Source organism: Nocardioides humilatus, from assembly GCF_008373755.1.
Taxonomy (GTDB): Bacteria; Actinomycetota; Actinomycetes; order Propionibacteriales; family Nocardioidaceae; genus Nocardioides; species Nocardioides humilatus.
Map to the genome: position 1 here is coordinate 395,445 of NZ_VUJV01000006.1, position 23,237 is coordinate 418,681.

The 23,237-nt window shown below is 69.4% G+C and carries 21 protein-coding genes; 9 read left to right on the plus strand and 12 right to left on the minus strand.

Translation table 11 applies throughout. The features are described 5' to 3' along the window. Positions 1–17: 17 nt before the first annotated feature. Positions 18–800, minus strand: coding sequence for a crotonase/enoyl-CoA hydratase family protein (locus tag F0U44_RS18110; protein ID WP_246160610.1), 783 nt, complete (start codon positions 798–800; stop codon positions 18–20). A gap of 47 nt (positions 801–847) precedes the next feature. Between F0U44_RS18110 and F0U44_RS18115 the strand changes: the two genes are divergently transcribed. Genes F0U44_RS18115 through F0U44_RS18125 form a run of 3 tightly spaced genes read left to right on the plus strand, consistent with a single transcriptional unit; the run spans position 848 to position 5,088 of the window. Further along, complete coding sequence (locus tag F0U44_RS18115; RefSeq protein WP_149729758.1) at positions 848–2,530, plus strand: acyl-CoA synthetase; 1,683 nt, start codon at positions 848–850, stop codon at positions 2,528–2,530. Continuing rightward, positions 2,530–3,636, plus strand: coding sequence for an NAD(P)H-dependent flavin oxidoreductase (locus tag F0U44_RS18120; RefSeq protein WP_149729759.1), 1,107 nt, complete (start codon positions 2,530–2,532; stop codon positions 3,634–3,636). Before F0U44_RS18115 ends, F0U44_RS18120 begins: the two co-directional genes overlap by 1 nt. A 3-nt stretch (positions 3,637–3,639) precedes the next feature. Continuing rightward, on the plus strand, positions 3,640–5,088 hold the full coding sequence (locus F0U44_RS18125) for an LVIVD repeat-containing protein (RefSeq protein ID WP_149729760.1): 1,449 nt from the start codon (positions 3,640–3,642) through the stop codon (positions 5,086–5,088). Here F0U44_RS18125 and F0U44_RS18130 read toward each other — a convergent pair whose 3' ends face one another. From F0U44_RS18130 to F0U44_RS18140, 3 genes are read right to left on the minus strand one after another with little or no spacing between them, the layout of a single operon-like run. Next, positions 5,089–6,591 carry an acyl-CoA carboxylase subunit beta gene (locus F0U44_RS18130; RefSeq protein ID WP_149729761.1) on the minus strand — a complete coding sequence of 501 codons (1,503 nt, stop codon included), beginning with the start codon at positions 6,589–6,591 and terminating at the stop codon, positions 5,089–5,091. Positions 6,592–6,604: 13 nt separating this feature from the next. Beyond that, positions 6,605–7,618, minus strand: coding sequence for an acyl-CoA dehydrogenase family protein (locus F0U44_RS18135; protein WP_149729762.1), 1,014 nt, complete (start codon positions 7,616–7,618; stop codon positions 6,605–6,607). Between the two features lie 20 nt (positions 7,619–7,638). Next, a complete protein-coding gene (locus tag F0U44_RS18140) occupies positions 7,639–8,874 on the minus strand; it encodes an acyl-CoA dehydrogenase family protein (protein WP_149729763.1) in 1,236 nt (411 codons plus the stop codon). A 106-nt stretch (positions 8,875–8,980) separates the two neighbouring features. Here F0U44_RS18140 and F0U44_RS18145 point away from each other — a divergent pair, with 106 nt between their 5' ends. From F0U44_RS18145 to F0U44_RS18155, 3 genes are read left to right on the plus strand one after another with little or no spacing between them, the layout of a single operon-like run. After that, positions 8,981–10,114: a 3-ketosteroid-9-alpha-monooxygenase, oxygenase component gene (locus tag F0U44_RS18145; RefSeq protein WP_149729764.1), complete on the plus strand. Its 1,134-nt coding sequence runs from the start codon at positions 8,981–8,983 to the stop codon at positions 10,112–10,114. Then, entirely contained in the window at positions 10,114–10,413 is a 300-nt protein-coding gene (locus tag F0U44_RS18150; protein ID WP_149729765.1) for a hypothetical protein, read from the plus strand. Before F0U44_RS18145 ends, F0U44_RS18150 begins: the two co-directional genes overlap by 1 nt. Before the next feature lie 12 nt (positions 10,414–10,425). Further along, positions 10,426–11,523, plus strand: coding sequence for a ferredoxin--NADP reductase (locus F0U44_RS18155; protein WP_149729766.1), 1,098 nt, complete (start codon positions 10,426–10,428; stop codon positions 11,521–11,523). 33 nt (positions 11,524–11,556) lie between these two features. Here the strand turns inward: F0U44_RS18155 and F0U44_RS18160 are convergent, their stop codons facing one another. From F0U44_RS18160 to F0U44_RS18190, 7 genes are all read right to left on the minus strand, one after another. Next, on the minus strand, positions 11,557–13,005 hold the full coding sequence (locus tag F0U44_RS18160) for a flavin-containing monooxygenase (protein ID WP_149729767.1): 1,449 nt from the start codon (positions 13,003–13,005) through the stop codon (positions 11,557–11,559). A gap of 2 nt (positions 13,006–13,007) precedes the next feature. After that, positions 13,008–13,901 carry an SDR family oxidoreductase gene (locus F0U44_RS18165; protein ID WP_149729768.1) on the minus strand — a complete coding sequence of 298 codons (894 nt, stop codon included), beginning with the start codon at positions 13,899–13,901 and terminating at the stop codon, positions 13,008–13,010. Then, positions 13,898–15,817: an ABC transporter permease gene (locus F0U44_RS18170; protein WP_149729769.1), complete on the minus strand. Its 1,920-nt coding sequence runs from the start codon at positions 15,815–15,817 to the stop codon at positions 13,898–13,900. Before F0U44_RS18170 ends, F0U44_RS18165 begins: the two co-directional genes overlap by 4 nt. A gap of 211 nt (positions 15,818–16,028) precedes the next feature. Then, positions 16,029–16,265, minus strand: coding sequence for a hypothetical protein (locus F0U44_RS18175; protein WP_149729770.1), 237 nt, complete (start codon positions 16,263–16,265; stop codon positions 16,029–16,031). Then, a complete protein-coding gene (locus tag F0U44_RS18180; RefSeq protein ID WP_149729771.1) occupies positions 16,262–16,543 on the minus strand; it encodes a hypothetical protein in 282 nt (93 codons plus the stop codon). The genes F0U44_RS18175 and F0U44_RS18180 overlap by 4 nt, the downstream gene beginning before the upstream one ends. Next, positions 16,540–17,211: an MBL fold metallo-hydrolase gene (locus tag F0U44_RS18185; protein ID WP_149729840.1), complete on the minus strand. Its 672-nt coding sequence runs from the start codon at positions 17,209–17,211 to the stop codon at positions 16,540–16,542. Before F0U44_RS18185 ends, F0U44_RS18180 begins: the two co-directional genes overlap by 4 nt. A gap of 11 nt (positions 17,212–17,222) precedes the next feature. Next, on the minus strand, positions 17,223–17,900 hold the full coding sequence (locus F0U44_RS18190; protein WP_188113548.1) for a maleylpyruvate isomerase family mycothiol-dependent enzyme: 678 nt from the start codon (positions 17,898–17,900) through the stop codon (positions 17,223–17,225). 69 nt (positions 17,901–17,969) lie between these two features. Between F0U44_RS18190 and uvrA the strand changes: the two genes are divergently transcribed. The 3 genes from uvrA (at position 17,970) to F0U44_RS18205 (ending at position 21,891) form a co-directional block, all read left to right on the plus strand. Further along, a complete protein-coding gene (uvrA, locus tag F0U44_RS18195) occupies positions 17,970–20,906 on the plus strand; it encodes an excinuclease ABC subunit UvrA (RefSeq protein ID WP_149729773.1) in 2,937 nt (978 codons plus the stop codon). A gap of 68 nt (positions 20,907–20,974) precedes the next feature. After that, the gene (locus tag F0U44_RS18200; RefSeq protein ID WP_149729774.1) at positions 20,975–21,475 is read left to right on the plus strand and encodes a Rieske (2Fe-2S) protein; all 501 of its coding nucleotides are present in this window, start codon (positions 20,975–20,977) and stop codon (positions 21,473–21,475) included. Then, the gene (locus F0U44_RS18205) at positions 21,472–21,891 is read left to right on the plus strand and encodes a Rieske (2Fe-2S) protein (RefSeq protein ID WP_149729775.1); all 420 of its coding nucleotides are present in this window, start codon (positions 21,472–21,474) and stop codon (positions 21,889–21,891) included. Before F0U44_RS18200 ends, F0U44_RS18205 begins: the two co-directional genes overlap by 4 nt. Here F0U44_RS18205 and F0U44_RS18210 read toward each other — a convergent pair. Next, positions 21,881–23,173, minus strand: a complete 1,293-nt coding sequence (locus tag F0U44_RS18210; RefSeq protein ID WP_149729776.1) for a tetratricopeptide repeat protein — start codon at positions 23,171–23,173, stop codon at positions 21,881–21,883. The two genes, F0U44_RS18205 and F0U44_RS18210, sit on opposite strands and share 11 nt — an antisense overlap. Between the last annotated feature and the right edge of the window lie 64 nt (positions 23,174–23,237).

Genomic DNA, 23,237 nt, shown 5'->3' on the forward strand with positions numbered 1-23,237 from the left:
CGCGAGAAGCGGCGCGGTCAGGCGCCCTTGAAGGCCGGCGGGCGCTTCTCGAGGAAGGCGCGCGGGCCCTCCTTGGCATCGTCGGAGGAGAAGACAGCGGCGCCGACGCGCGCGTCGTCCTTCCAGCAGTCGTCCTCGTGCTTGCCCTCGGAGTCGCGCATCGTCTTGAGGATCGCCTGCACGGCGAGCGGGCCGTTGGCGGCGATCATGTCCGCGATCTCGTGGGCCTTGGCCAGCGCCTGGCCGTCCGGCACGACGTGCCCGATCAGGCCGAGCTCCTTGGCCTCGGGGGCGAGAAGCGTGCGGCCGGTGAGCAGGAGCTCGGCGGCGACGGTGTAGGGGATCTGGCGGGGGAGACGTACGGCGGACCCGCCCATCGGGTAGAGGCTCCATCGGGCCTCGGCCACGCCGAACTTCGCCGACTCGCCCGCGACCCGGATGTCGGTGCCCTGGAGGATCTCGGTGCCGCCCGCGATGGCGGGACCCTCGACGGCCGCGATGAGCGGCTTGGTGAGGCGGAAGCCCTTGAGCAGGCCCTTGATGACCGTGGGGTCGTACTCGCCGGACTCGAAGCTCTCCGACGGCGGCTTCTCGTCGGCGGCCTTGAGGTCCATGCCGGCGCAGAAGTAGCCGCCGGCGCCGGTGAGGATGCACACGCGGATCTCGGGGTCCTCATTCACGCGGTCCCACGCGGACTCCATGATGCGCAGCATCTCGGAGGACAGCGCGTTGCGCCGCTCGGGACGGTTCATGGTGACGACCAGCTTGTGGCCGTCCTGCTCGACGAGGCAATCACTCACGGGGGCCACGCTAGCGAAAAACTGGAACGTGTTCTAGTCTTGGAAGCGTGGCCCTGAACATCGCAGACCTGTTCGAGCACGCCGTCGACGTCGTCCCCGAGAAGCCCGCCGTACAGGTCGGGGACCGGGTGATCACCTTCGGCGAGCTCGAGTCCGAGTCCAACAAGCTCGCCCATTTCCTTGCCGACCGCGGCCTCGCCGCCGGAGACCACGTGGGTCTCTACGCGAAGAACAGCATCGAGCACGTCATCGCGCTGCTCGCGATCCTCAAGATCCGCGCGGTCGCGGTCAACGTGAACTTCCGTTACGTCGCCGGCGAGCTCGACTACATCTTCGACAACGCCGACCTCAAGGGCCTGGTCTTCGACCGGGTCTACGCCGACCTGGTCGCTGAGGTGTCCCCCAAGCACCACCAGCTGAAGACCTTCGTCGGCCTGCCCGACCCGATCGACGTCGACGACGCCTCCGACGTGACCCCCTTCGGCGGCGTCATGCTCGCCGACGCGGTTGCCGGCCAGAGCGACGCCCGCGACTTCGGCGACCGCAGCGCCGACGACCTCCACATCATCTACACCGGCGGCACCACCGGCTACCCGAAGGGCGTCATGTGGCGCCACGAGGACTTCTGGCGCGTGCTCGGTGGCGGCATCGACTTCATGACGGGCGAGCCGCTCGAGGAGTACGACCAGTCGAAGAAGGCGCTCCAGGACAGCCTGATCACCCTGCCGCTCAGCCCGCTGATGCACGGTGGCGCGCAGGCGTCGCTGCTCATGCACCTCTTCGCCGGCCAGAACACGATCCTCGAGCCGAAGTTCGACCCGGTCCGCACCTGGGAGATCGTGGACAAGCAGGGCGTCCAGATGATGTTCATGACCGGTGACGCGATGGCGCGCCCGTTGATCGAGGCGTACGAGGCAGCCGAGGAGTCCGGCACGCCGTACAGCGGCCAGACGCTCTTCGCGATCGCCTCGAGCGCCGCGATCTTCTCGAAGGCCATCAAGGAGCGCTGGATGGCGAAGTTCCCCAACGCCGTCTTCACCGACTCCGTCGGCTCCTCGGAGACCGGCTTCCAGGGCACCGGCCTCCAGGACGCCAGCGCGCTGTCGACCGACGGCCCGGTCGTGTCGATCCCCGCGACCACCGTGGTCCTCGACGACGACAACCGGCTGCTGGACCCGGCCACCGACGTCGGCAAGGTCGGCCGGACCGCCCGCTCGGGCAACGTCCCGGTGGGCTACTACAAGGACCCGGAGAAGTCGGCCAAGACCTTCATCGAGATCGACGGCGTCCGCTACTCGATCCCCGGCGACTTCGCCCGGATCGAGGAGGGCAACCGGATCACCCTGCTCGGTCGTGGCTCCAACTGCGTCAACACCGGCGGCGAGAAGGTCTACCCCGAAGAGGTCGAGATGGCCATCAAGGGTCACCCCTCGGTCTACGACGTGCTGGTGGTCGGCCTGCCCGACGAGAAGTACGGCCAGACCGTCGCCGCCGTCGTGCAGCCGCGCGACGGCCAGAAGGTGGAGCTCGAGGAGCTGCGCACCTTCCTCCGCGCCCACCTGTCCGGCTACAAGCTGCCCCGCGTGCTGACGCTGGTCGACGAGATCCCGCGCAACGCCACCGGCAAGGCGCAATATCCCGCCGCCAAGGACCTGGCGCTCAGCGCCCAGCAGGCCGGCAGTGCCCAGACCCTCGATGCCCAGCCCACCGACAACGGAGCCAACGCCTGATGCGCACCCACCTCTGCGACGCCTTCGGCATCGAATACCCGATCTTCGCCTTCACCCCCTCCGAGCACGTCGCGGCCGCTGTCTCCCGCGCCGGCGGCCTCGGTGTCCTCGGCTGCGTGCGCTTCAACGACGCCGAGGAGCTCGACCGGGTCCTGACCTGGATGGACGAGAACACCGACGGCAAGCCGTACGGCGTCGACGTCGTCATGCCGATGAAGGTCCCCACCGAGGGCACGTCGACCGACCTGTCGACCTACATCCCCGACGACCACAAGAAGTGGGTCGACGAGACGCTCCTCAAGCTCGGCGTCCCGCCGCTGCCGGAGGGCGAGGGTCGCGAGGGCGTCCTCGGCTGGCTGCACTCGATGGCGCGCTCGCACGTCGACGTCGCGCTCCAGCACCGTCCGGTCCTGATCGCCAACGCCCTGGGCACCCCGCCCAACGACGTGATCGAGCAGTGCCAGGCGGCCGGCCTCAAGGTCGCCGCGCTCGCCGGTGCCCCCAAGCACGCCGTGTCGCACGTCGCCAACGGCGTCGACATCATCATCGCCCAGGGCTACGAGGCCGGCGGCCACACGGGCGAGATCGCCTCGATGGTGCTCACCCCGGACATCGTCGACGCGGTCGGTCCCGACGTCCCGGTGCTCGGCGCCGGTGGCATCGGCTCCGGACGGCAGATCGCCGCCTCCCTCGCGCTCGGCGCTGCGGGCGTCTGGACGGGCTCGATCTGGCTCGGCACGGAGGAATACCGCAACCTGGCCAGCAACACCGGCTGGGAGACCGCCTTCCTGCGCGCGACGTCGTCGGACACCGTCCGCACCCGCATCTACACCGGCAAGCCGGCCCGCCTGCTCAAGACCAAGTGGACCGAGGCCTGGACCGAGGAGGACGCCCCGGCGCCGCTCCCGATGCCGCTGCAGAACCTGCTGGTCTCCGACGCCCACAACCGCATCAACGCGTCCGGTGACCCCGACGTGATCTCGATGCCGGTCGGTCAGATCGTCGGCCGGATGAACGAGGTCCGCCCGGTCTCCGAGGTGGTCGCCGACCTGGTCGCCGAGTTCGAGGCGACGGTCAAGAAGCTCGACGGCATCGCGGGGATCTGACGCATGAGCCGTCTGGGGGGCGCCGGCTGGCGCCAGGTAGTGCTGGCTGTCGTGGCGGCGGGTGCCGTCGCCACCGGTGGGTTGGTGGCCGCGACGGGTGAGGACTCGGCAGAGCTCGCCGACGCCGTACCGGTTGCGAACTGCGGGCCCGGCTCCCTGCCGGAGACCGACCTCCAGGGTCGGGTGCCGGCTGCTGACTACACGTCGGGCCGCGCGGCACAGGGCTACCGGTGCAACACCGAGCTGGTCGGCCACCACGGCAAGACCGGCGGCTTCAAGGCGCTGCGCTACACCGACGCCAAGGGCCACGTCTGCGCGTTCTACGACTCGACGCGGATGTTCCCGGCCGACGCCATCACCAACCTGCTCAACGGCACCGGCCTGGGCGTGGTCGTGCTCGACATGACCAACCCGGCCGCCCCGCGCAAGACGGCCAACCTGATCACCCCGGCGATGCTGAGCCCGCACGAGTCGCTGGTGGTCAACCCCGAGCGCGGCCTGCTTGCCGCGGTCATGGGCAACCTGCTGACGGCACCGGGCATCCTCGACGTCTACGACGTCAAGACCGACTGCCGTCACCCCAAGCTGCTCTCATCGACGCCGTCGGCGATCTTCGGCCACGAGAGCGGCTTCTCGCCCGACGGGAAGACCTTCTGGTCCTCCGGCTCGGCCGGCTTCCTGATGACCGCGGTGGACCTCACCAACCCGCGTCTGCCGCGGCCGATCCTCAGCCACCCGGGCCTGGTCTCCCACGGCCTCCGGTTCTCGACCGACGGCGACACGATGTACGTCGCCGACATGGGCACGCCCAACAGCAACAGCATCCTGGACCAGCCCGGTCTGCGGATCTTCGACGTCTCCGAGGTCAACGACCGGGTGGCGAACCCGAAGATCCACGAGGTGGGCCGGCTGCAGTGGCCCGAGGCCTCGATCCCGCAGGTCGCCGAGCCCTTCGACCGCGACGGTCACCACTACCTGCTCGAGGTCGACGAGTTCAGCGACCTCTTCGGGGACGGCTTCACGTTCCGCACCAACGGTCCTGTCGGCGCGGCTCGGATCATCAACATCGACGACCCGAGCGACCCGTTCGTGGTCTCGGGGCTCCGCCTCCAGGTCCACCAGCCGGAGAACCGCACCGAGGACGTGCTCGCCGACCCCGGCGCCAACAGCCCCGTCGGTGGCTACGCCGCGCACTACTGCTCGGTCCCGACCCGCGACAACCCGCGGATCGCCGCCTGCTCGATGATCGGCTCGGGCCTCCGGGTCTTCGACATCTCCGATCTCGAGCACCCGCGCGAGGTCGCCTACTTCAACCAGCCCGGGAAGAAGGGCAGCAACGCGTTGTCGCAGCCCGGGTGGGACGTCGCGCACGACTCGATCTGGTACACCGACGCGACGAGCGGCTTCTACGTCGTGAGGCTCAAGGGCGCAGCCCGCGGGCTGCTCCACTAGTCAGGCGCCGAGGGCTCTACGCAGGGTCGCAGCCACGATCGCCCGGGTCTCGGCCGGGTCGATCACGTCGTCGATCTCGTTGAGCCGGGCGGCGTTGAGGGCCTTGGCGTGCTCGCGATAGCTGGCCGTCAGCTCGACGACCGTGCGCTCGCGCTCGTCCTCGGGCATCGCGGCCAGGTCCTTGGCGAGAGCAAGGCGGACCGCGCCCTCCAGCCCCATCGCGCCCAGGTGGGCGCCGGGCCAGGCGACCGTGAGCAGCGGCTGGTGGGTGCTGCCGCCGAGCATCGCCTGAGCCCCTAGCCCGTAGCCGCGGCGGAGGACGACGCCGACGAGCGGCACCGTGAGCCCGGCGCCGGCCGTGACCATCCGGGAGGCGTGGCGCACCAGGCCGGTGCGCTCTGCCTCGGGGCCGACCATGAAGCCCGGCGTGTCGACCAGCGAGAGGACGGGGATGCGCCACCGCTCGCAGAGGTCGAGGAAGTCGGCGCCCTTGATCGACGCGTCGCTCGTGATCGCCCCGGCGAGCTGGGTCGACTGGTTGGCGATGACGCCGACCGGGATGCCCTCGATGCGGACGAGAGCGGTGACCAGCTCGGTCCCGAACTCCTCACGGAGCCAGGTGATGCTGTCCTCGTCAGCCAGCCCGTCGATGATCGGGCGTACGTCGAACGCCTCGCGGTCGTTCTCCGGCAGCAGGTCACGCAGCAGCGCTCCGTCGGGCGCCACCCCGGGAGCGGCCGGCCCCCGGAGATAGCCGAGCAGACGCCGAACGACCTCGACGGCCTCCTCCTCGTCGGTCACGACCACGTCCAGCACGCCGTTGGCGCTCTGCTCGGCGACCGGGCCAATCTCCTCGGGGGCGAAATCGCCGAGTCCGCCGCCCGCGATCATCGCGGGGCCCGCCATCCCGAGGTTGACGTCGGGCGTTGCGATCCGCAGGTCCGCGCACCCGGCGATCACGGCGTTGCCGGCGAAACACCGGCCCGAGACGACGGCGATCTTGGGCACGTCGAGCGCGCCCCAGAGCGCGAAGAGGTCGAGATCGAGCGCGGAGACCAACGGGATGTCGACGTCACCGGGTCGTCCGCCACCGCCCTCGGTGAAGAAGACCGCAGGGAGGCGCATCCGGCGGGCCGTGTCGACCAGCCGGTCGGTCTTGCGGTGCCCGCGCATGCCCTGGGTGCCGGCCAGCACGAGGTAGTCGTAGGACATCACCACGCACGGCTGACCATCGACCTCCGCCGTGCCGCCGACGATGCCGTCGGCAGGCGTCTGGAGCACGAGGTCGGCGAGATCGCGGCGCTGCTCTTGGGCCGCGGTGAGGAACCGGCCGTACTCGACGAACGAGCCGGCGTCGACGAGGTCGGCGAGGTTCTCCCGCGCCGTACGACGCCCGCGGGCGTGCCAGCGCTCGACCTTCTCGGGCCGCGCCTCGTCGGTCGTCAGGAACCGGCGGGCGAGGACCTCGATGAGGCCGTCGGCCGTCTCGTCAGGTGGGGTCACCTGGCCAAGACTGTCAGGCGAACGACCGTCCGATGGCCAAGGCCTGCTCGGTCGCGCCGCCGAAGAGGAACTCGAAACGCTTGGCGGTCGTGAAGTAGCGGTGCGCCTCGCCGTCGAGGTCGATGCCGACACCGCCGTGCACGTGGACGGTCGTGTGCGCGATCCTGTGGCCCGCGTCGGCGGCCCAGAGCTTGGCGACGGCGACCTCGGTCGCGGCGGGGAGGCCCTCGCTGAGGCGCCACACGGCCTGCCACAAGGTCAGCCGCTGGCCCAGGACGTCGATGAAGCCGTCGGCCAGCCGCTGCGAGACGGCCTGGAAGGTGCCGATCGCGCGCCCGAACTGCTCGCGCGTCTTGGAGTACGACGCCGTGAGGGCCAGCGCTCCCTCGGTCACGCCGAGCTGCTCGGCCGCAGCACAGACGATGAGCAGCTCGCCCAGACGGACCGCCGCCTCCGCGTCGCCGACCTTGGTCGCGGGTGCGCCCGCCAGGGTGACGAGCGCGGCGTTGTCGCCGTCGCTGGTGCGCTGTGCCTGGAGCGTGACGCCGGACGCCGTCGGGTCGAGGAGGTAGACGCCGACGCCGTCGGGGCCGGTCGCGGTGACGAGCAGCGCGTCGGCGGCCATGCCGGCCCGGACGAGCGTCTTGACGCCGGTCAGGTTGCCGTCCGCGTCAGCGGTGACCGTCGGGGCGGCAGGCAGGTGCGAGCGCTCCTCGGCCACGGCGGCCGCGTAGAGCGAGCGGTCGGCCGACTGGCCGGCGCCGGTGAGGAAGGTGATGCACGCGGCGTGCACGGCGAGCGGGACGGGCGCGACCTTGCGGCCGACCTCGACCAGCACGCGGGCGAGCTCGAGGAGGTCGAGCTCGCTCCAGTCGAAGGCGTCGCCGAGCGTCGCCCACAGCTCACGGTCGAAACGGTCGCCCGCGGCCTCGACGGCCTTCATGCGCTCGTTGGTCGCCTTGTCGCCGAGGATCTCGGCGGTGAGGGCTGCGGCCTCGTCCTGCTCGGGGGTGAAGAGAAAGTCCATCTGATTCGTCCTCTCGGTTCTCAGCGCTTGGCGGCCGGGAGGCCGAGTCCGACGTAGCCGATGATGTCGCGCTGGATCTCGTTGGTGCCGCCGCCGAAGGTCATGACCAGCGAGGAGCGGTAGAACCGCTCCAGGCGGCCGGCGATCGCAGCGCCGGGGGAGGTGCCGGTGATGCCGGAGTGCGGGCCGACGATCTCCATCAGGCTGCGGTAGACCTCGGTCGCGAGCTCGGAGCCGTAGACCTTCGTGGCCGATGCCTCGGCGGGGGAGAGCGCCACGCCGTGGTCGGCGTCGGCGGCGAGCTTCCAGTTGATGAGCGAGAGCGCCTCGACGCGGGCGTGCGCCCGACCGAGGGCGACCTGGACCAGCTCGGAGTCGATGACCCGGCTGCCGTCGGGGTTGGTCGTGGTGGACGCCCAGTCCTTGACCAGCCGCAGCGAGTGGATGAGCGGCGCTGCCGAGGTGAGGGAGACCCGCTCGTGGTTGAGCTGGTTGGTCATCAAGGCCCAGCCGCCGCCGCGCTCGCTGATCAGGTTGGAGGCGGGCACCCGGACGTCTTGGTAGTAGGTCGCGCTGGTGCCGACGCCGGCGACCGTGTGGACCGGGGTGTAGGTCACGCCCTCGGCGTTGGCCGGGACGAGGATCATCGACAGGCCCTTGTGGCGCGGCTGGTCGGGCTCGGTGCGGCAGGCCAGCCAGATCCAGTCGGCGTACTGGATGAGCGACGTCCACATCTTCTGGCCGTTGATCACCCACTCGCCAGTGGACTCGTCGAGGACGGCCTTGGTCTGCAGCGACGCGAGATCGGTGCCCGAGCCCGGCTCGGAGTAGCCGATCGAGAAGTGCAGCTCGCCGGCGAGGATCTTGGGGAGGAAGTAGTCCTTCTGCTCCTGGGTGCCGTAGCGCATGATCGTCGGCCCGACGGTGTTGAGCGTCAGGTAGGGGATCGGCACGCCGGCGATCGCCGCGGTGTCGGTGAAGATCAGCTGCTCGATCATCGAGCGGTCCTGGCCGCCGTACTCCTTGGGCCAGCCGATGCCGAGCCAGCCGTCAGCGCCGATCTGCTTGATGACGCTCTTGTAGACGTTGGCATCACCGAACTCGCCGGCGTTGCGGGCCTGGCCCTCCTCGCCCTCGTCGAACTCGTTGGTCGCGGCGGACAGCCCAGCACGGACCTCGGGCGTGACGAGGTTGGCGAAGTACTCGCGCAGCTCCTCGCGCAGGGCTACCTGCTGCGGCTCCAGATCGACGTGCACGAGGCCTCCAAGAGTTGATGCGATGTGGCTGTTCTGTGACGGGAATCAAGCCCGACTCAGCGGGTGTTCGTTGTCAGACTACCCGCAAAACTGTAACGTGTTCTACATGAGTGACACCCGTATGTTGGACCAGGGGACGACGCCGATCCGCTTCGCGCGCGGTTGGCACTGCCTGGGCCTCGCCTCGACGTACTCGGACGGCAAGCCGCACTCGATCGAGGGGTTCGGCACCAAGCTGGTCATCTGGCAGGACTCCAAGGGCGAGCTCAACGTGCTCGACGGTTTCTGCCGGCACATGGGCGGCGACCTCACCCAGGGTGAGGTCAAGGGCGACAACATCGCCTGCCCGTTCCACGACTGGCGCTGGGGTGGCGACGGCAAGTGCAAGGAGATCCCCTACGCGCGCCGGGTGCCGCTGCGCGCTCGCACGCAGCGCTACGAGACCGCGATCGTCAACGGTCAGCTGCTCATCTGGAACGACCCGGAGGGCTCGGCCGCGGACCACAGCATCCTGCCGCCGGAGCTGCCGGAGGTCATGACCGACAAGTACACCGACTGGTCGTGGCACACCAAGCAGATCAACGGCTCGCACTGCCGCGAGCTGATCGACAACGTCGCGGACATGGCGCACTTCTACTACGTGCACTTCGCCTTCCCGACGAGCTTCCGCAACATCTTCGAGGGCCACACCGCGACCCAGTTCATGGAGTCGACCGGCCGCCCGGACAAGACCGAGGGCGGTTACAGCGACGCCAACTCGACGCTCAAGTCGGAGGCGACCTACTACGGGCCGTCGTACATGATCAACTGGCTCACGGTCGACTACAAGGGCTTCATCACCGAGGTCATCCTCATCAACTGCCACATCCCGACCGGCCCCGACACGTTCACGCTGCAGTACGGCATCGCCGTCCAGAAGCCCGAGGGCCTCGACGAGAAGACCGTCAATTACATCGCCGAGCGCTACACCGAGTCGTTCGGTGACGGCTTCCTCCAGGACGTGCACATCTGGGAGAACAAGGTCGCGGTCCAGAACCCGCTCCTCTGCGAGGAGGACGGTCCCGTCTACCAGCTGCGCCGGTGGTACGAGCAGTTCTACACCGACGTCGCCGACATCAAGCCGGAGATGACCGACCGCTTCGAGTTCGAGGTCGACACCACCAAGGCCAACGAATACTGGCACGCCGAGGTCGCCGACAACCTGGCGAAGCGCGCTGCCGAGGAGCCCGTGAGCCACTGATGGCCTCCTTCGTCCCGAAGAGCGCAGAGACTCTCGAGGAAGAGCGGCTCTACACCACCGCGCGCATGGTCGAGGTGCAGTGCCTCGACTGCCTCGCGAAGGTCACGGCGAAGAAGAACAGCGACCACCACACGTCGATCCAGTGGAGCGCGGAAGCGCGCGCAGCATGCCCGGAGCTGTGTCGAAGGACACCAACCGGTGGCCGGGACACGCACCAGGCGTGCCCTCGCATGACGGCTAGCATCGACGCCGCGGTCCGATCGGGTGAGATCCCGGTCGGTGCCGAAGACGGCTACTAAGAAAGAGTTTCTGTGGACATCGAGTCCTTCCTGCTGACCGTGGTCGACGTCATCGACGAGACCGCCGACGCCCGTTCGGTCAGCTTCGAGGTGCCCGCGGACGCGCCCGAGAAGTTCGTCTACAAGCCCGGACAGTTCCTGACCGTGGCGGTGCCGAGCGACCAGACGGGCATCGCGGCCCGCTGCTACTCGCTCTCGAGCAGCCCCCACGACGGCGGCCCGCTGACGGTCACCGTGAAGCGGACCGTCGAGGGCTACGCGTCCAACTGGATCTGCGACAACCTGAAAGTCGGCGACACCCTCCGGGTCCTGCCGCCCTCGGGCATCTTCACCCCGGCCTCGATCGACGCCGACCTGCTGCTCTTCGCGGGCGGCAGCGGCGTGACGCCGATCATGTCGATCACGCGCACCGCGCTCGACCAGGGCACCGGCAAGATCGTCGTCTTCTACGCCAACCGCGACGAGAAGTCGGTCATCTTCGCCCAGGAGTTCACGCGTCTCGCAGCGGAGAACCCCGAGCGTCTCCAGGTCGTCCACTGGCTCGAGTCGGTCCAGGGCATCCCGAGCCCCGAACAGATCAAGGCGTTCGTCGAGCCCTACCTCGACTACAACTCCTTCGTCTGCGGCCCCGCGCCCTACATGAAAATGGTCACGACGGTGCTGCGTGAGCTGGAGTTCCCGCGCGAACGCCGCCACCAGGAGAAGTTCGTCTCGCTGGGCGGCAACCCGTTCGGCGACATCGAGGAGCTCAGCCTCGCAGAGAGCGAGATCGCGCAGTCCGACGACGGCAACGACCCCGAGGACGCCGTCTCCGACGAGCCGACGCTCGCCGGTCCGGTCAAGCTCGAGGTCGAGCTCGACGGTGAGTCGCACACCTTCGACGACTGGGACCCGAAGGTCCGACTGCTCGACTTCCTCGAGGGTAAGGGCGTCAAGGCGCCGTACTCCTGCCGCGAGGGCGAGTGTTCAGCCTGCGCGATCCGGCTCATCGAGGGCGACGTCCGGATGCTCCACAACGACGTGCTCGACAGCGAGGACCTCGCGGACGGCATCCGCCTGGGCTGCCAGTCGGTGCCCACGACGGACACCGTCCGAGTCACCTACTCCTGAGCGGGCCCCTGACTGGCCTGCTGACGGGCCTGCTCAACTGAAGTCGATGACGCCGTCGTTGACCTTGCTCGAGCGCAGGAACTTCTTGTCGAAGTACCAGTTCTGCTTGAGCCGCCACGGGTCGCGGTCACCGGCCGACGGCAGCTTGCCGGCAGCGCGCTGGATGTAGCCCGACGTGAGGTCGAGGACCGGGGCGGGCTCCATGCCCTCGGCGATGCGCGGGACGGCGACCTTGTGGTCGTGCTTGTCCATGTGCTTGAGCAGGCGGACGACGTATTCACAGACCAGGTCGGCCTTCAGCGTCCACGAGGCGTTGGAGTAGCCGATGACGAAGGCGAAGTTGGGGACGTCGCTCAGCATCAGCGCCTTGTAGGTGAACCGCTGGCCCATGTCGATCTTCTCGCCGTCGACGATGAACTCCGCGCCACCCATGGCGACGACGTCGAGGCCGGTCGCGGTCACGACGATGTCGGCGGCGAGCCGCTCGCCCGACTGCAGCGTGATGCCGGTCTTCGTGAACCTCTCGATGTGGTCGGTGATGATGTCGACCTGGTGGCTGTGGACCGCCCGGAACAGGTCGGCGTTGGGGACGACGCAGAGCCGCTGGTCCCACGGGGCGTACGGCGGCGTCAGGTGCTTGTCGTAGTCGAAGTCCTTGGGCAGGTGCATCTTGGCCCAGCGCTTGAGGAGGATCTTCGCGGCCGTCGGGTTGCGGCGGCAGAACTCGTAGAAGCCGATCGTGATGGCGGCGTAGCGCGCGTGGATCAGCTTGGCGCGCTGCTTCTTGGGGGCGATCTTCTTGATCGTCTCGGCGATCGGGTCGATCTTCGGCTGGCTCACGATGAACGTCGGGGTGCGCTGCAGCATCGTGATGTGGCCGGCCTTGTCGGCCATGGACGGGATGAGGGTCACGGCAGTCGCGCCGGACCCGATCACCACGACCCGCTTGCCGGTGTAGTCGAGGTCCTCGGGCCAGAACTGCGGGTGGACCACCGTGCCGGCATATTTGTCGAAGCCGGGCCAGTCGGGCGTGTAGCCGGCCTCGTAGTTGTAGTAGCCGCTGGTGCTGAAGAGGAAGTCGCAGGTCAGCGTCTCGGTCTCGCCGGACTCGCTGTTGGCGACCGTGACCGTCCAACGCTTGTCGTCGGAGGACCACTCGTAGGTGGTCGCCTTGCGGTGGTAGAGGACGTGCTTGTCGACCTTGTACTCGTGAGCGGTGTCCTTGAGGTAGCGCAGGATGTCGGCGCCGTCGGCGATGGCGTGCTTGCCGTCCCAGGGGCGGAAGCCGAAGCCGAGGGTGTACATGTCGGAGTCGGAGCGGATCCCGGGGTACTTGAACAGGCTCCACGTGCCGCCGAGCTCGCCGCGCTGCTCCAAGATGGCGTACTTCTTCTTGGGGAACGCCTTGCTGATGTGGACGGCAGCGTCGATCCCGGAGAGACCGGCGCCGACGATGAGGACGTCGTAGTGGTGCTTGCTCATGGTCACTCCTTGGTGGCGGCGGGATCTGCGGCGTTGCTGACGTTGCGCGCGCTGGTGAAGCGTCCGAGCGCGGCGACCTCGGCATCCATGCGGGGCAGGAGGTCGGCGACGTGGGGGAGCAGCGCTCGCGACCCGGCCGCGGAGTTGACGACGTTGCGGTTGAGGCCGACGCCGTGGACCCAGCCGGGGCAGTAGACGTGGCGGGAGCGCTTGTCGATGCCCTTGACGAACGCCTTGACGCAGGCGTCGACCGAGGTCGTCTTGCTCAGCGGGTAGGGCAGCTTGGTGAGCAGCTCGGCGAAGGTCGACAGGTCCTTCTTGGCGTCCTGGACCAGGGGCGTGTCGATCCACGACATGTGGGCGCAGCCGACGGCGACCCCTTGGTGATGGACCTCGAGCCGCAGCGCGTTGGCGAAGTGCTCGGCGCCGGCCTTGCTGGCGTTGTAGGCCGACAAGCCCGGAGCCGCCGCGAACGCGGCGAGTGAGGAGACGACGAGGAAGTAGCCCTTGCTCTCGATGAGGGCAGGTAGCGCCGCGCGGGCGGTGTGGAAGACGCCCAGGACGTTGATGTCGAGCACCCGCTTGAACGCCGCCGGGTCGGTGCCCAGGACCGAGCCGTAGGACGCGATGCCGGCGTTGGCGACCGCGGTGTCCAGGCGCCCGAACTTCTCGACCCCGGCCTTGACCGCGGCCTCCATGGACGCCAGGTCGCAGACGTCGGCCACGACAGCGAGGCAACGGTCCTCGCCGATCTCCTTCGCGGTGGCGTCGAGCGCGTCGCGGTCGAGGTCGGTCAGGACGAGCCGGGCGCCCTTGGCCGCGAGCGCCTTGGCCGTCTCCGCACCGATGCCGCGCGCGCCACCGGTGATCAGGATGACTTGGTCGTCGATGCTCATACCGTCTCCTTCACCTTGGCGGGCATCGGCGCCTCGGGCTGCGAGGCCCGGTTGTAGCACCATCCGTAGAAGAGGAGGAGCGCGAGCCAGGCGGCGATCACCAGCGAGTAGCCGGCCGCCCAGCCCCACGTCGGGATGTTCTCCTTCTTCTCCCGCTGCAGGAACTTGCTCTCGAGCTGCGTCTTGACCGTCTCGCCGTTCTCGATGATCACGGCACGCCCCTGCGAGCCCTTGATCGCCGGGTCGTCGGGCGCGTAGACCGGGAACGAGATCATGGCGCTCGGCGCGACGTGGAGGCGCAGCAGCGTCTTCCACGGGCCGTAGAGCGGGATGGGGTCCTTGGTCCGATATTCGCCCGGGTTGCCGGTGGACTGGAGCTCGGTGCGGACGATGCCGGGCACGTCCTGCTCGGGGTCACGCGGCACGTCGTCGGGCGAGCCCTTCGGGTTGCCCTGCCAGGCGAGCGCGTAGAACCAGACGGCGTCCGGCACCGGGTCCTCGCCCTGGAACTTCACGGTCACGCGGGCCAGGCACTTCTCCTCGCCACCGGGGCAGGACGTGCCGCCGGTGCTGACCTCGCTGAAGGTGACGGTGCCGGCGTACGTCTCGGGTGCCTTGGGTACGCCGAACGCGCCCATCAGGCCGACGAAGATGACCAGGCCCACCAGACCCAGGTGGCGCCGGGGGAGCGGGCCGGGCTCGGGCGGCGTGCTGCTGCCCGTGATGCGGAGCCGGCTGACCATCCAGGAGGCCATCAGGCCGCCGCCGAGGCCCGCGACCGTCGCGACACCGAGCATGAACGGCACCGTGTCGGCGTTGAAGGGCTGCGGCAGCGGCATGAAGAACTTCGACCAGAGCCACTCGCCGTACATGCCGACCGAGCCGACCAGCAGGCCGGACACGATGACGAACGGGACCGCGCGGTCCTTCTTCTTGGGCTGCATCGCCAGCGCGACGAGCTCGATGATGATCGCCGAGGGCCAGAGCAGCAGGAAGCGGGCCGTGAGCACGTCGGGCAGCACCCAGATGCTCACCCAGAGGAAGCTGTGGGCGATCCAGAACCCGGTGGCGACCAGCAGTGCACCGCCCGGCCCGAGCCACAGACGTACGGCGCACCCGATCCAGGCGGCCAGGAACGCGAAGATGATGAACTGGGTGACCGCAGGGAACTGCGGTACGCCGAGGTCGAACTCCATGAGGAACGCGAACGGGATGCCGCACACGGTGATGCCGAGGGCGCCGAGGAAGCGACCGATGATGCCGGAGGTGCGCGGTGCGCTGACCTGGGCGGCCTCCGCGAGGAGCAGCGGGATGCCGAGCACGAAGGTGACGGCGCCGCCGATCATCATCACGTGGGTCGGCCCCCACTCGGTGACGTCCTGGCCGAAGAAGCGGTGCCACAGGTCGTCGGCCGGGAAGCCGACGAGGGCGATCATGCCGGCGCCGGTGATGATCACCGAGCCGAGCGGTACCCGCCAGTTCTTGGCGAGCTTGATGGTGTGGCGGGGGAGCGGGTCACGGGCCAGACCCATGCTGAGCAGGCCGGCGTGGGTGAAGCCGAGGATGCCCAGGAAGATCGGGTAGTGGCTCGGGTTGGCGAGCGGGCCGGAGTCCCGGCCGTTCTGCATGTGGATCGGGACGTCCCACCACACGCCCCAGCCGGCGGACAGCACCGACAGCAGGCCGAGGCCCGCCGGAAGTGCCACCCAGCGGGGCAGCTTGACGAGCTCGGCGATCCAGTCAGCCAGCTTGCTGACGAAGGTGGGCTTGCCCGCCCGTTCGCTGAGGATCACCCATCCGAAGAAGAGGATCACGACGCCTGCGATGGCGCCGGCGATGAAGATCTCGCTGGTCTCAGCGCCGCCCGCTGGCGGGGTCGATTCTGCTCCGATGATCATCGACAGGGCTCCGTTCACTCGTGTGGACACGAGGGTCAGCGCCATCGAGATCGCGTCACCCCACAGTTACGTCCCGCTACTCGCCGTCAACGATTCGCAACGTAGGGCTCAGCGGATCGCCCGGTCAAGGAACCTCGCCGTCGCTGCGCCAGGCGCAGCGGAAGTAAACGCTACACGTTGTATCGGTTACTGACCGACCATCCGTGACGTGGCGACCGTCACGCGCACTTCAGGGGCGCGGGCGGAGGCAGACGTAGGCGAGGGCGACACCGAAGCCGGCGATGATCGGGCCGACGAACTCAGCCGTGGCCGACTTGTCGGCCTCGCCGAACACACCCCACGCGGACAGGGTCCAGTAGCCGCCGACCACGATCATGAGGATCGCCGGTGGCAGGCCGAGGGCGAGCGCCCGCCAACGCGAGGGGGCGCCGTACCGCTGGCTGTTGCGGAACTTGTCGTCGTTCACCTGCGTTGCCCTCTGATCTCTTGGCCTACCCGCACGATGCCGTAGGCCAGCATGAGCGCCCCGCCGAACGCGAGCAGCAGGCCGGCGCAGACGAAGATGACCATCGCGCCGTTGTCGGTCGGGTCGGGCCAGGCCCACCACACGGTGCCCAGCCCGGCGGCGACGGTCATCAGCCCGCGGACGATGACGGTGATCGGTGGCCACCGCTCGTCGGGGATGAGGAACCCGGTCTCCTCGCGACCTGACTCTCTCGCGGCGTCGTCGGCGGAGTCGGTCACCAACCGCGTTCCCGCCACTCGCCCAGCTGGGCCCGCTCAGCGCCCAAGGTCGAGTCGTTGCCGTGGCCCGGGTAGAACCAGGTGTCGTCGGGAAGGATGCCGAAGAGCTTCGCCTCGACGTCGTCGATCAGGGTCGCGAACGCGGCGCTGTCGCCGAACGTCGCGCCCACCCCGCCCGGGAAGAGCGAGTCGCCGGTGAAGAGGTGCGGGTGGCCGTCGGGGTCGCGGTAGAGCAGGCAGATCGAACCGGGCGTGTGCCCGGTGATCCGGATGACCTCGAGCTGGCACGAGCCGACCGCGACCGTGTCGCCGTCGCCCACCCGCCGGTCGACCTCGGTGCCGGTCTGCTCGGTGATCGCATCGGCGTCGGGCTCGCCCGCTACGACCGAGGCGCCGGTGGCCGCGACCACGTCGGCGAGCGCGCGGTGGTGGTCCCAGTGCTGGTGGGTCGTGACGACCGTGGTCAGCCCGGCGTCGCCGATGAGGGGCAGCAGCGTTTCCGGCGTCGCGGCAGCGTCGATCAGGACCTGCTCACCGGTGTCGGTGCAGCGCAGCAGGTAGGCGTTGTTGGAGGTCTGCTCGTCGACGGCCACCTTGGTGATCGTGAGGCGGCTCAGCTCGCGGACGTCAGGGGCGCCGCCGACGGTGACGGCTCCGGTGTAGGTCATCTCGGTGTCGCTCACTTCCAGGATCCCAGCTCGGGCAGTGGCCGGGTCGAGGTGAGGCCCTCGCCGGAGCCGCGGCCGACCAGCCACCAGGCGAGGTCGCCGGCTGACCCGGCGACGCCGTGGCCACCCTTGCCGACCAGGACGGTCTTGTCGATGTCGCGGGCGTGCAGGGTGAGGCTGACCTCCTGGCTGCGGTCGTCGGCCGCGGTCTCGAGGAGGTACGCCGCGAACGGCGTCGGCCAGTGGGACGGCAGGTAGCCGATATCGAGGTCGGCGTGGTGGATCTCGACCTCGCGCCAGCGCAGCTCGACCACCTGGGCGGCGTCGAGCACGACCCCTCCGGGGAGCCGCTCGATCGTCGCGAGCGCCTTCATCAGCCGGAGCTCGCCGGCGAGGCGGAGCGAGGCCATCTGGTTGAACGCGGCCAGCTCGTCGCGGGAGCCGCTTGCCCGCTCCTCGATGTCGGCGTTGCGTGCCTCCGGGGAGTCGTACATGGGGATCGGCTCGCCCGTCCGGGTGCCGCGGAGCGCGCGGGCGAAGCCGTGGGCGTTGAGCGCGATGTGCGCGACGACGTGCCCGCGGGTCCAGCCGGGCAGCTGGCTGGGCTCGCGCAGCTGCTCCTCAGTCACGCCGTCGAGGGCGGTCAAGTAGCGGGTGGTGGCCTCGAGAAGGGCCTCGACCGGGTTCACGCGCCCATCATCCACCTCACCCCGAGCCTCGGAATCGGCGGTGTCGGTGGCCCGTGTGAGACTGACGGGGTGGCCGACCAGCTGATCATTCGCGGTGCCCGCGAGCACAACCTCAAGGACGTCTCGCTCGACCTGCCTCGCGACTCCCTCATCGTGTTCACCGGGCTCTCCGGCTCCGGCAAGTCGAGCCTGGCCTTCGACACGATCTTCGCCGAGGGTCAGCGTCGCTACGTCGAGTCGCTGTCGGCCTACGCCCGCCAGTTCCTGGGTCAGATGGACAAGCCCGACGTCGACTTCATCGAGGGACTGTCGCCGGCGGTGTCGATCGACCAGAAGTCGACCTCCAAGAACCCGCGCTCGACCGTCGGCACCATCACCGAGGTCTACGACTACCTCCGCCTTCTCTACGCGCGCGCGGGCCGACCGCACTGCCCGACCTGTGGCTCGCCCATCGAACGGCAGACGCCGCAGCAGATCGTCGATCGGGTGCTGACGCTCGAGGAGGGCCGCCGCTTCCAGGTGCTGGCGCCCGTCGTCCGCGGCCGCAAGGGCGAGTTCGTCGACCTGTTCCGCCAATTGCAGACCCAGGGCTTCAGCCGGGCACGCGTCGACGGCGCGATCCACAACCTCGACGACCCGCCCAAGCTCGACAAGAAGATCAAGCACAGCGTCGAGGTCGTCGTCGACCGGCTCGCGGTGAAGGCATCGGCCAAGCGCCGGCTCACCGACTCCGTCGAGACCGCGCTGGGCCTCGCGAGCGGGATCGTGGTGCTCGACTTCGTCGACCTGCCCGAGGGTGACCCGGGCCGCGAGATGCGGTTCAGCGAGAAGATGGCGTGCCCCAACGAGCACCCGATCGACACCGACGAGCTCGAGCCACGGTCGTTCTCCTTCAACAGCCCCTTCGGCGCCTGCCCGACCTGCACCGGTCTCGGCACTCGGATGGAGGTCGACCCGGAGCTGGTCGTCCCCGACCCGACCGCGACGCTGGCTGAGGGCGCTCTGCAGCCGTGGAGCCACGCCCACGTCGCCGACTACTTCGGCAAGCTCGTCCAGGCGCTCGGCGAGGAGCTGGGCTTCGACATGGACACGCCGTGGGAGCAGATCGCTCCGAAGGCGCGCAAGTCGATCCTCGACGGCCACCCGACCAAGGTCCACGTCATCACTCGCAACCGCTACGGCCGCGAGCGCGCCTACTACGCCGACTTCGAGGGCGTGCGTTCCTACGTCGAGCGACGTCACCGCGAGGCGGAGAGCGACGTCAGCCGCGAGCGCTTCGAGGGCTTCATGCGCGAGGTCCCGTGCCCGGTCTGCGAGGGCTCGCGGCTCAAGCCGGTCTCGATGTCGGTGACCCTCGGTGCGAAGGAGTCGGGCGGCATCGACATCGCGTCGCTCTGCGCCCGGCCGATCAACGAAACCGCCGACTACCTGCGCAACGTCGACCTCTCGACGCGTGAGCGCCAGATCGGTGAGCGGGTGCTCAAGGAGATCCAGGAGCGGCTGCAGTTCCTCCTCGACGTCGGCCTCGACTACCTGACCCTCGACCGCCCCTCGGGCTCCCTCTCGGGCGGCGAGGCTCAGCGGATCCGGCTGGCCACGCAGATAGGCGCCGGCCTCGTCGGCGTGCTCTACGTGCTCGACGAGCCGTCGATCGGCCTCCACCAGCGTGACAACCAGCGCCTGATCGAGACGTTGGTCCGACTCAAGGAGCTCGGCAACACGTTGATCGTGGTCGAGCACGACGAGGACACCATCCGGGTGGCCGACTGGGTCGTCGACATCGGCCCGGGCGCCGGTGAGCACGGTGGTCAGGTCGTCCACTCCGGCTCGGTCAAGGGCCTGCTGGAGCACCCCGACTCGTTGACCGGTGAATACCTGTCGGGTCGCCGCGAGATCCCGGTGCCTCCGGTGCGGCGGCCGCGGACCGTCGGGCGTGAGCTGAAGATCCACGGTGCGCGTGAGCACAACCTGCAGAACATCGACGTGACCTTCCCGCTGGGGCTGTTCGTCGCGGTCACCGGAGTCTCCGGCTCCGGCAAGTCGACCCTGGTCAACGACATCCTCTACACCTCCCTGGCCAAGGAGCTCCACCGCGCGCGGTCGATCCCGGGCCGGCACCAGAAGATCACCGGCATCGACAACGTCGACAAGGTCATCCACGTCGACCAGGGCCCGATCGGCCGCACCCCGCGGTCCAACCCGGCGACCTACACGGGCGTCTTCGACCACATCCGCAAGCTCTTCGCCTCGACCCCCGAGGCGAAGATCCGCGGCTACCAGCAGGGCCGGTTCTCGTTCAACGTCAAGGGCGGCCGCTGCGAGGCCTGCGCCGGTGACGGCACGCTCAAGATCGAGATGAACTTCCTGCCCGACGTCTACGTGCCGTGCGAGGTCTGCCACGGAGCGCGCTACAACCGCGAGACGCTCGAGGTCCACTACAAGGGCAAGACCATCGCCGAGGTCCTCGACATGCCGATCGAGGAGGCGCTGGAGTTCTTCGGGGCCGTGCCTGCGATCGCTCGCCACATGAAGACGCTCGTCGAGGTCGGCCTCGGCTACGTCCGCCTCGGCCAACCGGCGACGACACTGTCCGGCGGTGAGGCGCAGCGGGTCAAGCTGTCGACCGAGCTGCAGAAGCGGTCGACCGGTCGCACGGTCTACGTCCTCGACGAGCCGACCACGGGTCTGCACTTCGAGGACATCCGCAAGCTCCTGGGCGTGTTGTCCTCGCTGGTCGACAAGGGCAACTCCGTGCTGGTGATCGAGCACAACCTCGACGTCATCAAGACGGCCGACTGGATCGTCGACATGGGCCCCGAGGGCGGCTCGCGCGGTGGCACCGTCGTCGGCGAGGGCACGCCCGAGGACATCGCGGAGACTCCGGGCAGCTTCACCGGGCAGTTCCTCAAGCCGTTGCTTGAGGGCCGCGCGGCCGCTCAACCGAAGCGGAAGCGTGCGGCCGCCGCCACGAGCACCGCCAAGACGCGCAGCACCGCGCGGCGCTGAGCCTGTGAGGACTCCAAGAATCCGCTCATCGGCTGAACCATCCGATCGCGCTGTCCGTTAGTGGAGTCATGACGGACACCAGATCTGCCATCAGCAGGAGACGCGCGCTCTCAGGAGCAGCCACGATCGGGATCGGCGTCCCGCTGCTGGCGGCCTGCGGCGACGACGGCTCGGACGGAAGCGCGCAGGACGTCACCGACGCGACGAGCCCGTCGGCCACGACGAAGCGGACGACGACGGCGGAGCCCACCGATCCCGGCACCGAAGGCTCGTCGACGGCCGCCGGCGGCGGGGGGATCCCGACCTCGGAGGTGCCGGTCGGCGGCGGCATCATCGCGGGGGAGACCGTCATCACGCAGCCGACCGAGGGCGAGTTCAAGGCCTTCTCGGCCGTCTGCACCCACCAGGGCTGCATCGTGGCCTCGTTCTCCGACGGCTTCGTCGTGTGCCCGTGCCACGGCAGCCACTTCGCGATCGACACCGGCCAACCCACCTCCGACAGCCTGGCCACGGCGCCGCTCGGCAGCGTCGACATCACCGTCGCCGACGGCGCGATCACCATCGGATGAGCGCACCTGTGACCGACGTCCGCGCGACCCGGCGGATCGTCTTCCAAGGCCTCGGCGCCCTCGGTGTCGCGGCCGTGCTGGCCGGCTGTGCCGGCGGTGACGACAGCGCCGACAAGGAGATCGCCTCGGGCACCGAGCTGACCACCACCGACCAGGTGCCCGTCCAGGGCGGGATCGTCCTGGTCGACCAGAAGGTCGTCGTCACGCAGCCGACCGCCGGGGAGTTCAAGGCGTTCACCGCGGTGTGCACCCACCAGGGGCTGCTTGTCGGTGAGGTCCAGAACGGTGTCATCCACTGCGACAACCACGGGAGCGAGTTCGACTTCTCCACCGGCGCCGTGGCGCAGGGCCCGGCGTCGCAACCGCTGGCCGAGGTCGCCATCGAGGTCAAGGGCGACAAGGTCCTCAAGGCCTGAGCGCCGACTCCCGCCAGCGTGCGTCGCGCGGGGACGGGCGCCGGTCGAGGCGTCGATCGAGGACGATGCGCGCGTCGTCGTACCGCTCGGCCCGGAGGAGGGCGGCGATCCGGGCCTCCTCGAGGATCTCGCGCTGGGCGTCGGAGCCGCCCAGCCGCCAGGTGGTGGGAGCCAGCGCGGCCAGCCGGTCGGCTGCCTCTGACGCGCGCCCGGCGCCGAGCGCGCACAGCGCGTCGACGAGGGGCGCCACCACCTCTCGGTGGGCGGGGTGCGGGTGGGTCCCGCACCGTGCGCCCAGTCGGCGCAGCCCGTCGAGGTCGCCGATCGCCAGCAGGGTGATCGCGGCATGGAGGCCGAGAAACGGCGTGGCCGGCGCCTCGAGCACGCCTCGGCCGGTGACCCGGGCGACCTCCTCGAGGTCGGGCACGTCGTCGGCGTCGGGCGTCAGTGCCCACCGGAAGAGCAGCGAGCCGGTGTCGACCAGCGCCCGGCAGCCGACGGCACGGCGCGGCTGGAGCTGGGTGAGGTAGCGGCGTCGTACGGCGTCGAGGTCGCCCAGCGACAACTCGTGCAAGGCGGCGTGCCACGAGAAGTGGGTCAGGCTCTCGGTATCGGCGCCGACGCCGCTCACCCAGTCATCCATCCAGGACAGGCCCTCGACGTGGTCGCCCTTCTCGTAGTGGGCGTGCGCTCGGGCGTGGGCGGCGTGTCCGGAGGCGGGGTCGGCAGCGAGGGCGCGACACGAGAGCGCCATCGCCTCGTCGTACCTGCGCTGCTCCTGGCGGACGAAGGCGAGCAGCCCGAGGTACCAGGCGTCGTTGCCGTAGGACGGCCCGGCACCCTCGACGATCGCCCACGCGTGCGCGGGGACCTCGGTCACGCCGGCGAAGGCGATCGTCGGCATCGCGACCGACAGCAGGACGGCGTCGCGCGGATAGGCCACCAGGTGGGCGAGCAGCGGCGCGTGTTCGCCCTGAAGGTGCCGGTCGACAGCGTGCACGTGACTGCGCTCCCGGTCGCTCGCGCGGCCCGCGAGCCGACGGGCGTCGTCGAGCCGGGACGCGATGTCCACGTCGACGCACATCTCGTGACCGAGCAGGGCGAGGTCGGCATGCGCCAGCGCGAAGGTGGGGTCGTGGGCGAGGGCGGCGGCGATCCGCACGTGGGCGTCGCGCCGGAGGCGGAGCAGGTCCCGCACGCCGTCGACGTAGGCCTCGGCAGCCTGTGCACTCGTCGTCAGGGGATAGCCGTAGTCGTCACGACAACCGCCCGGACCCGTCATGCTCGCCAGTCTCTCTCCGCAGAGCCGCCCGTTCACGCAACCGGTGCATGCGTCTTCCGATCAC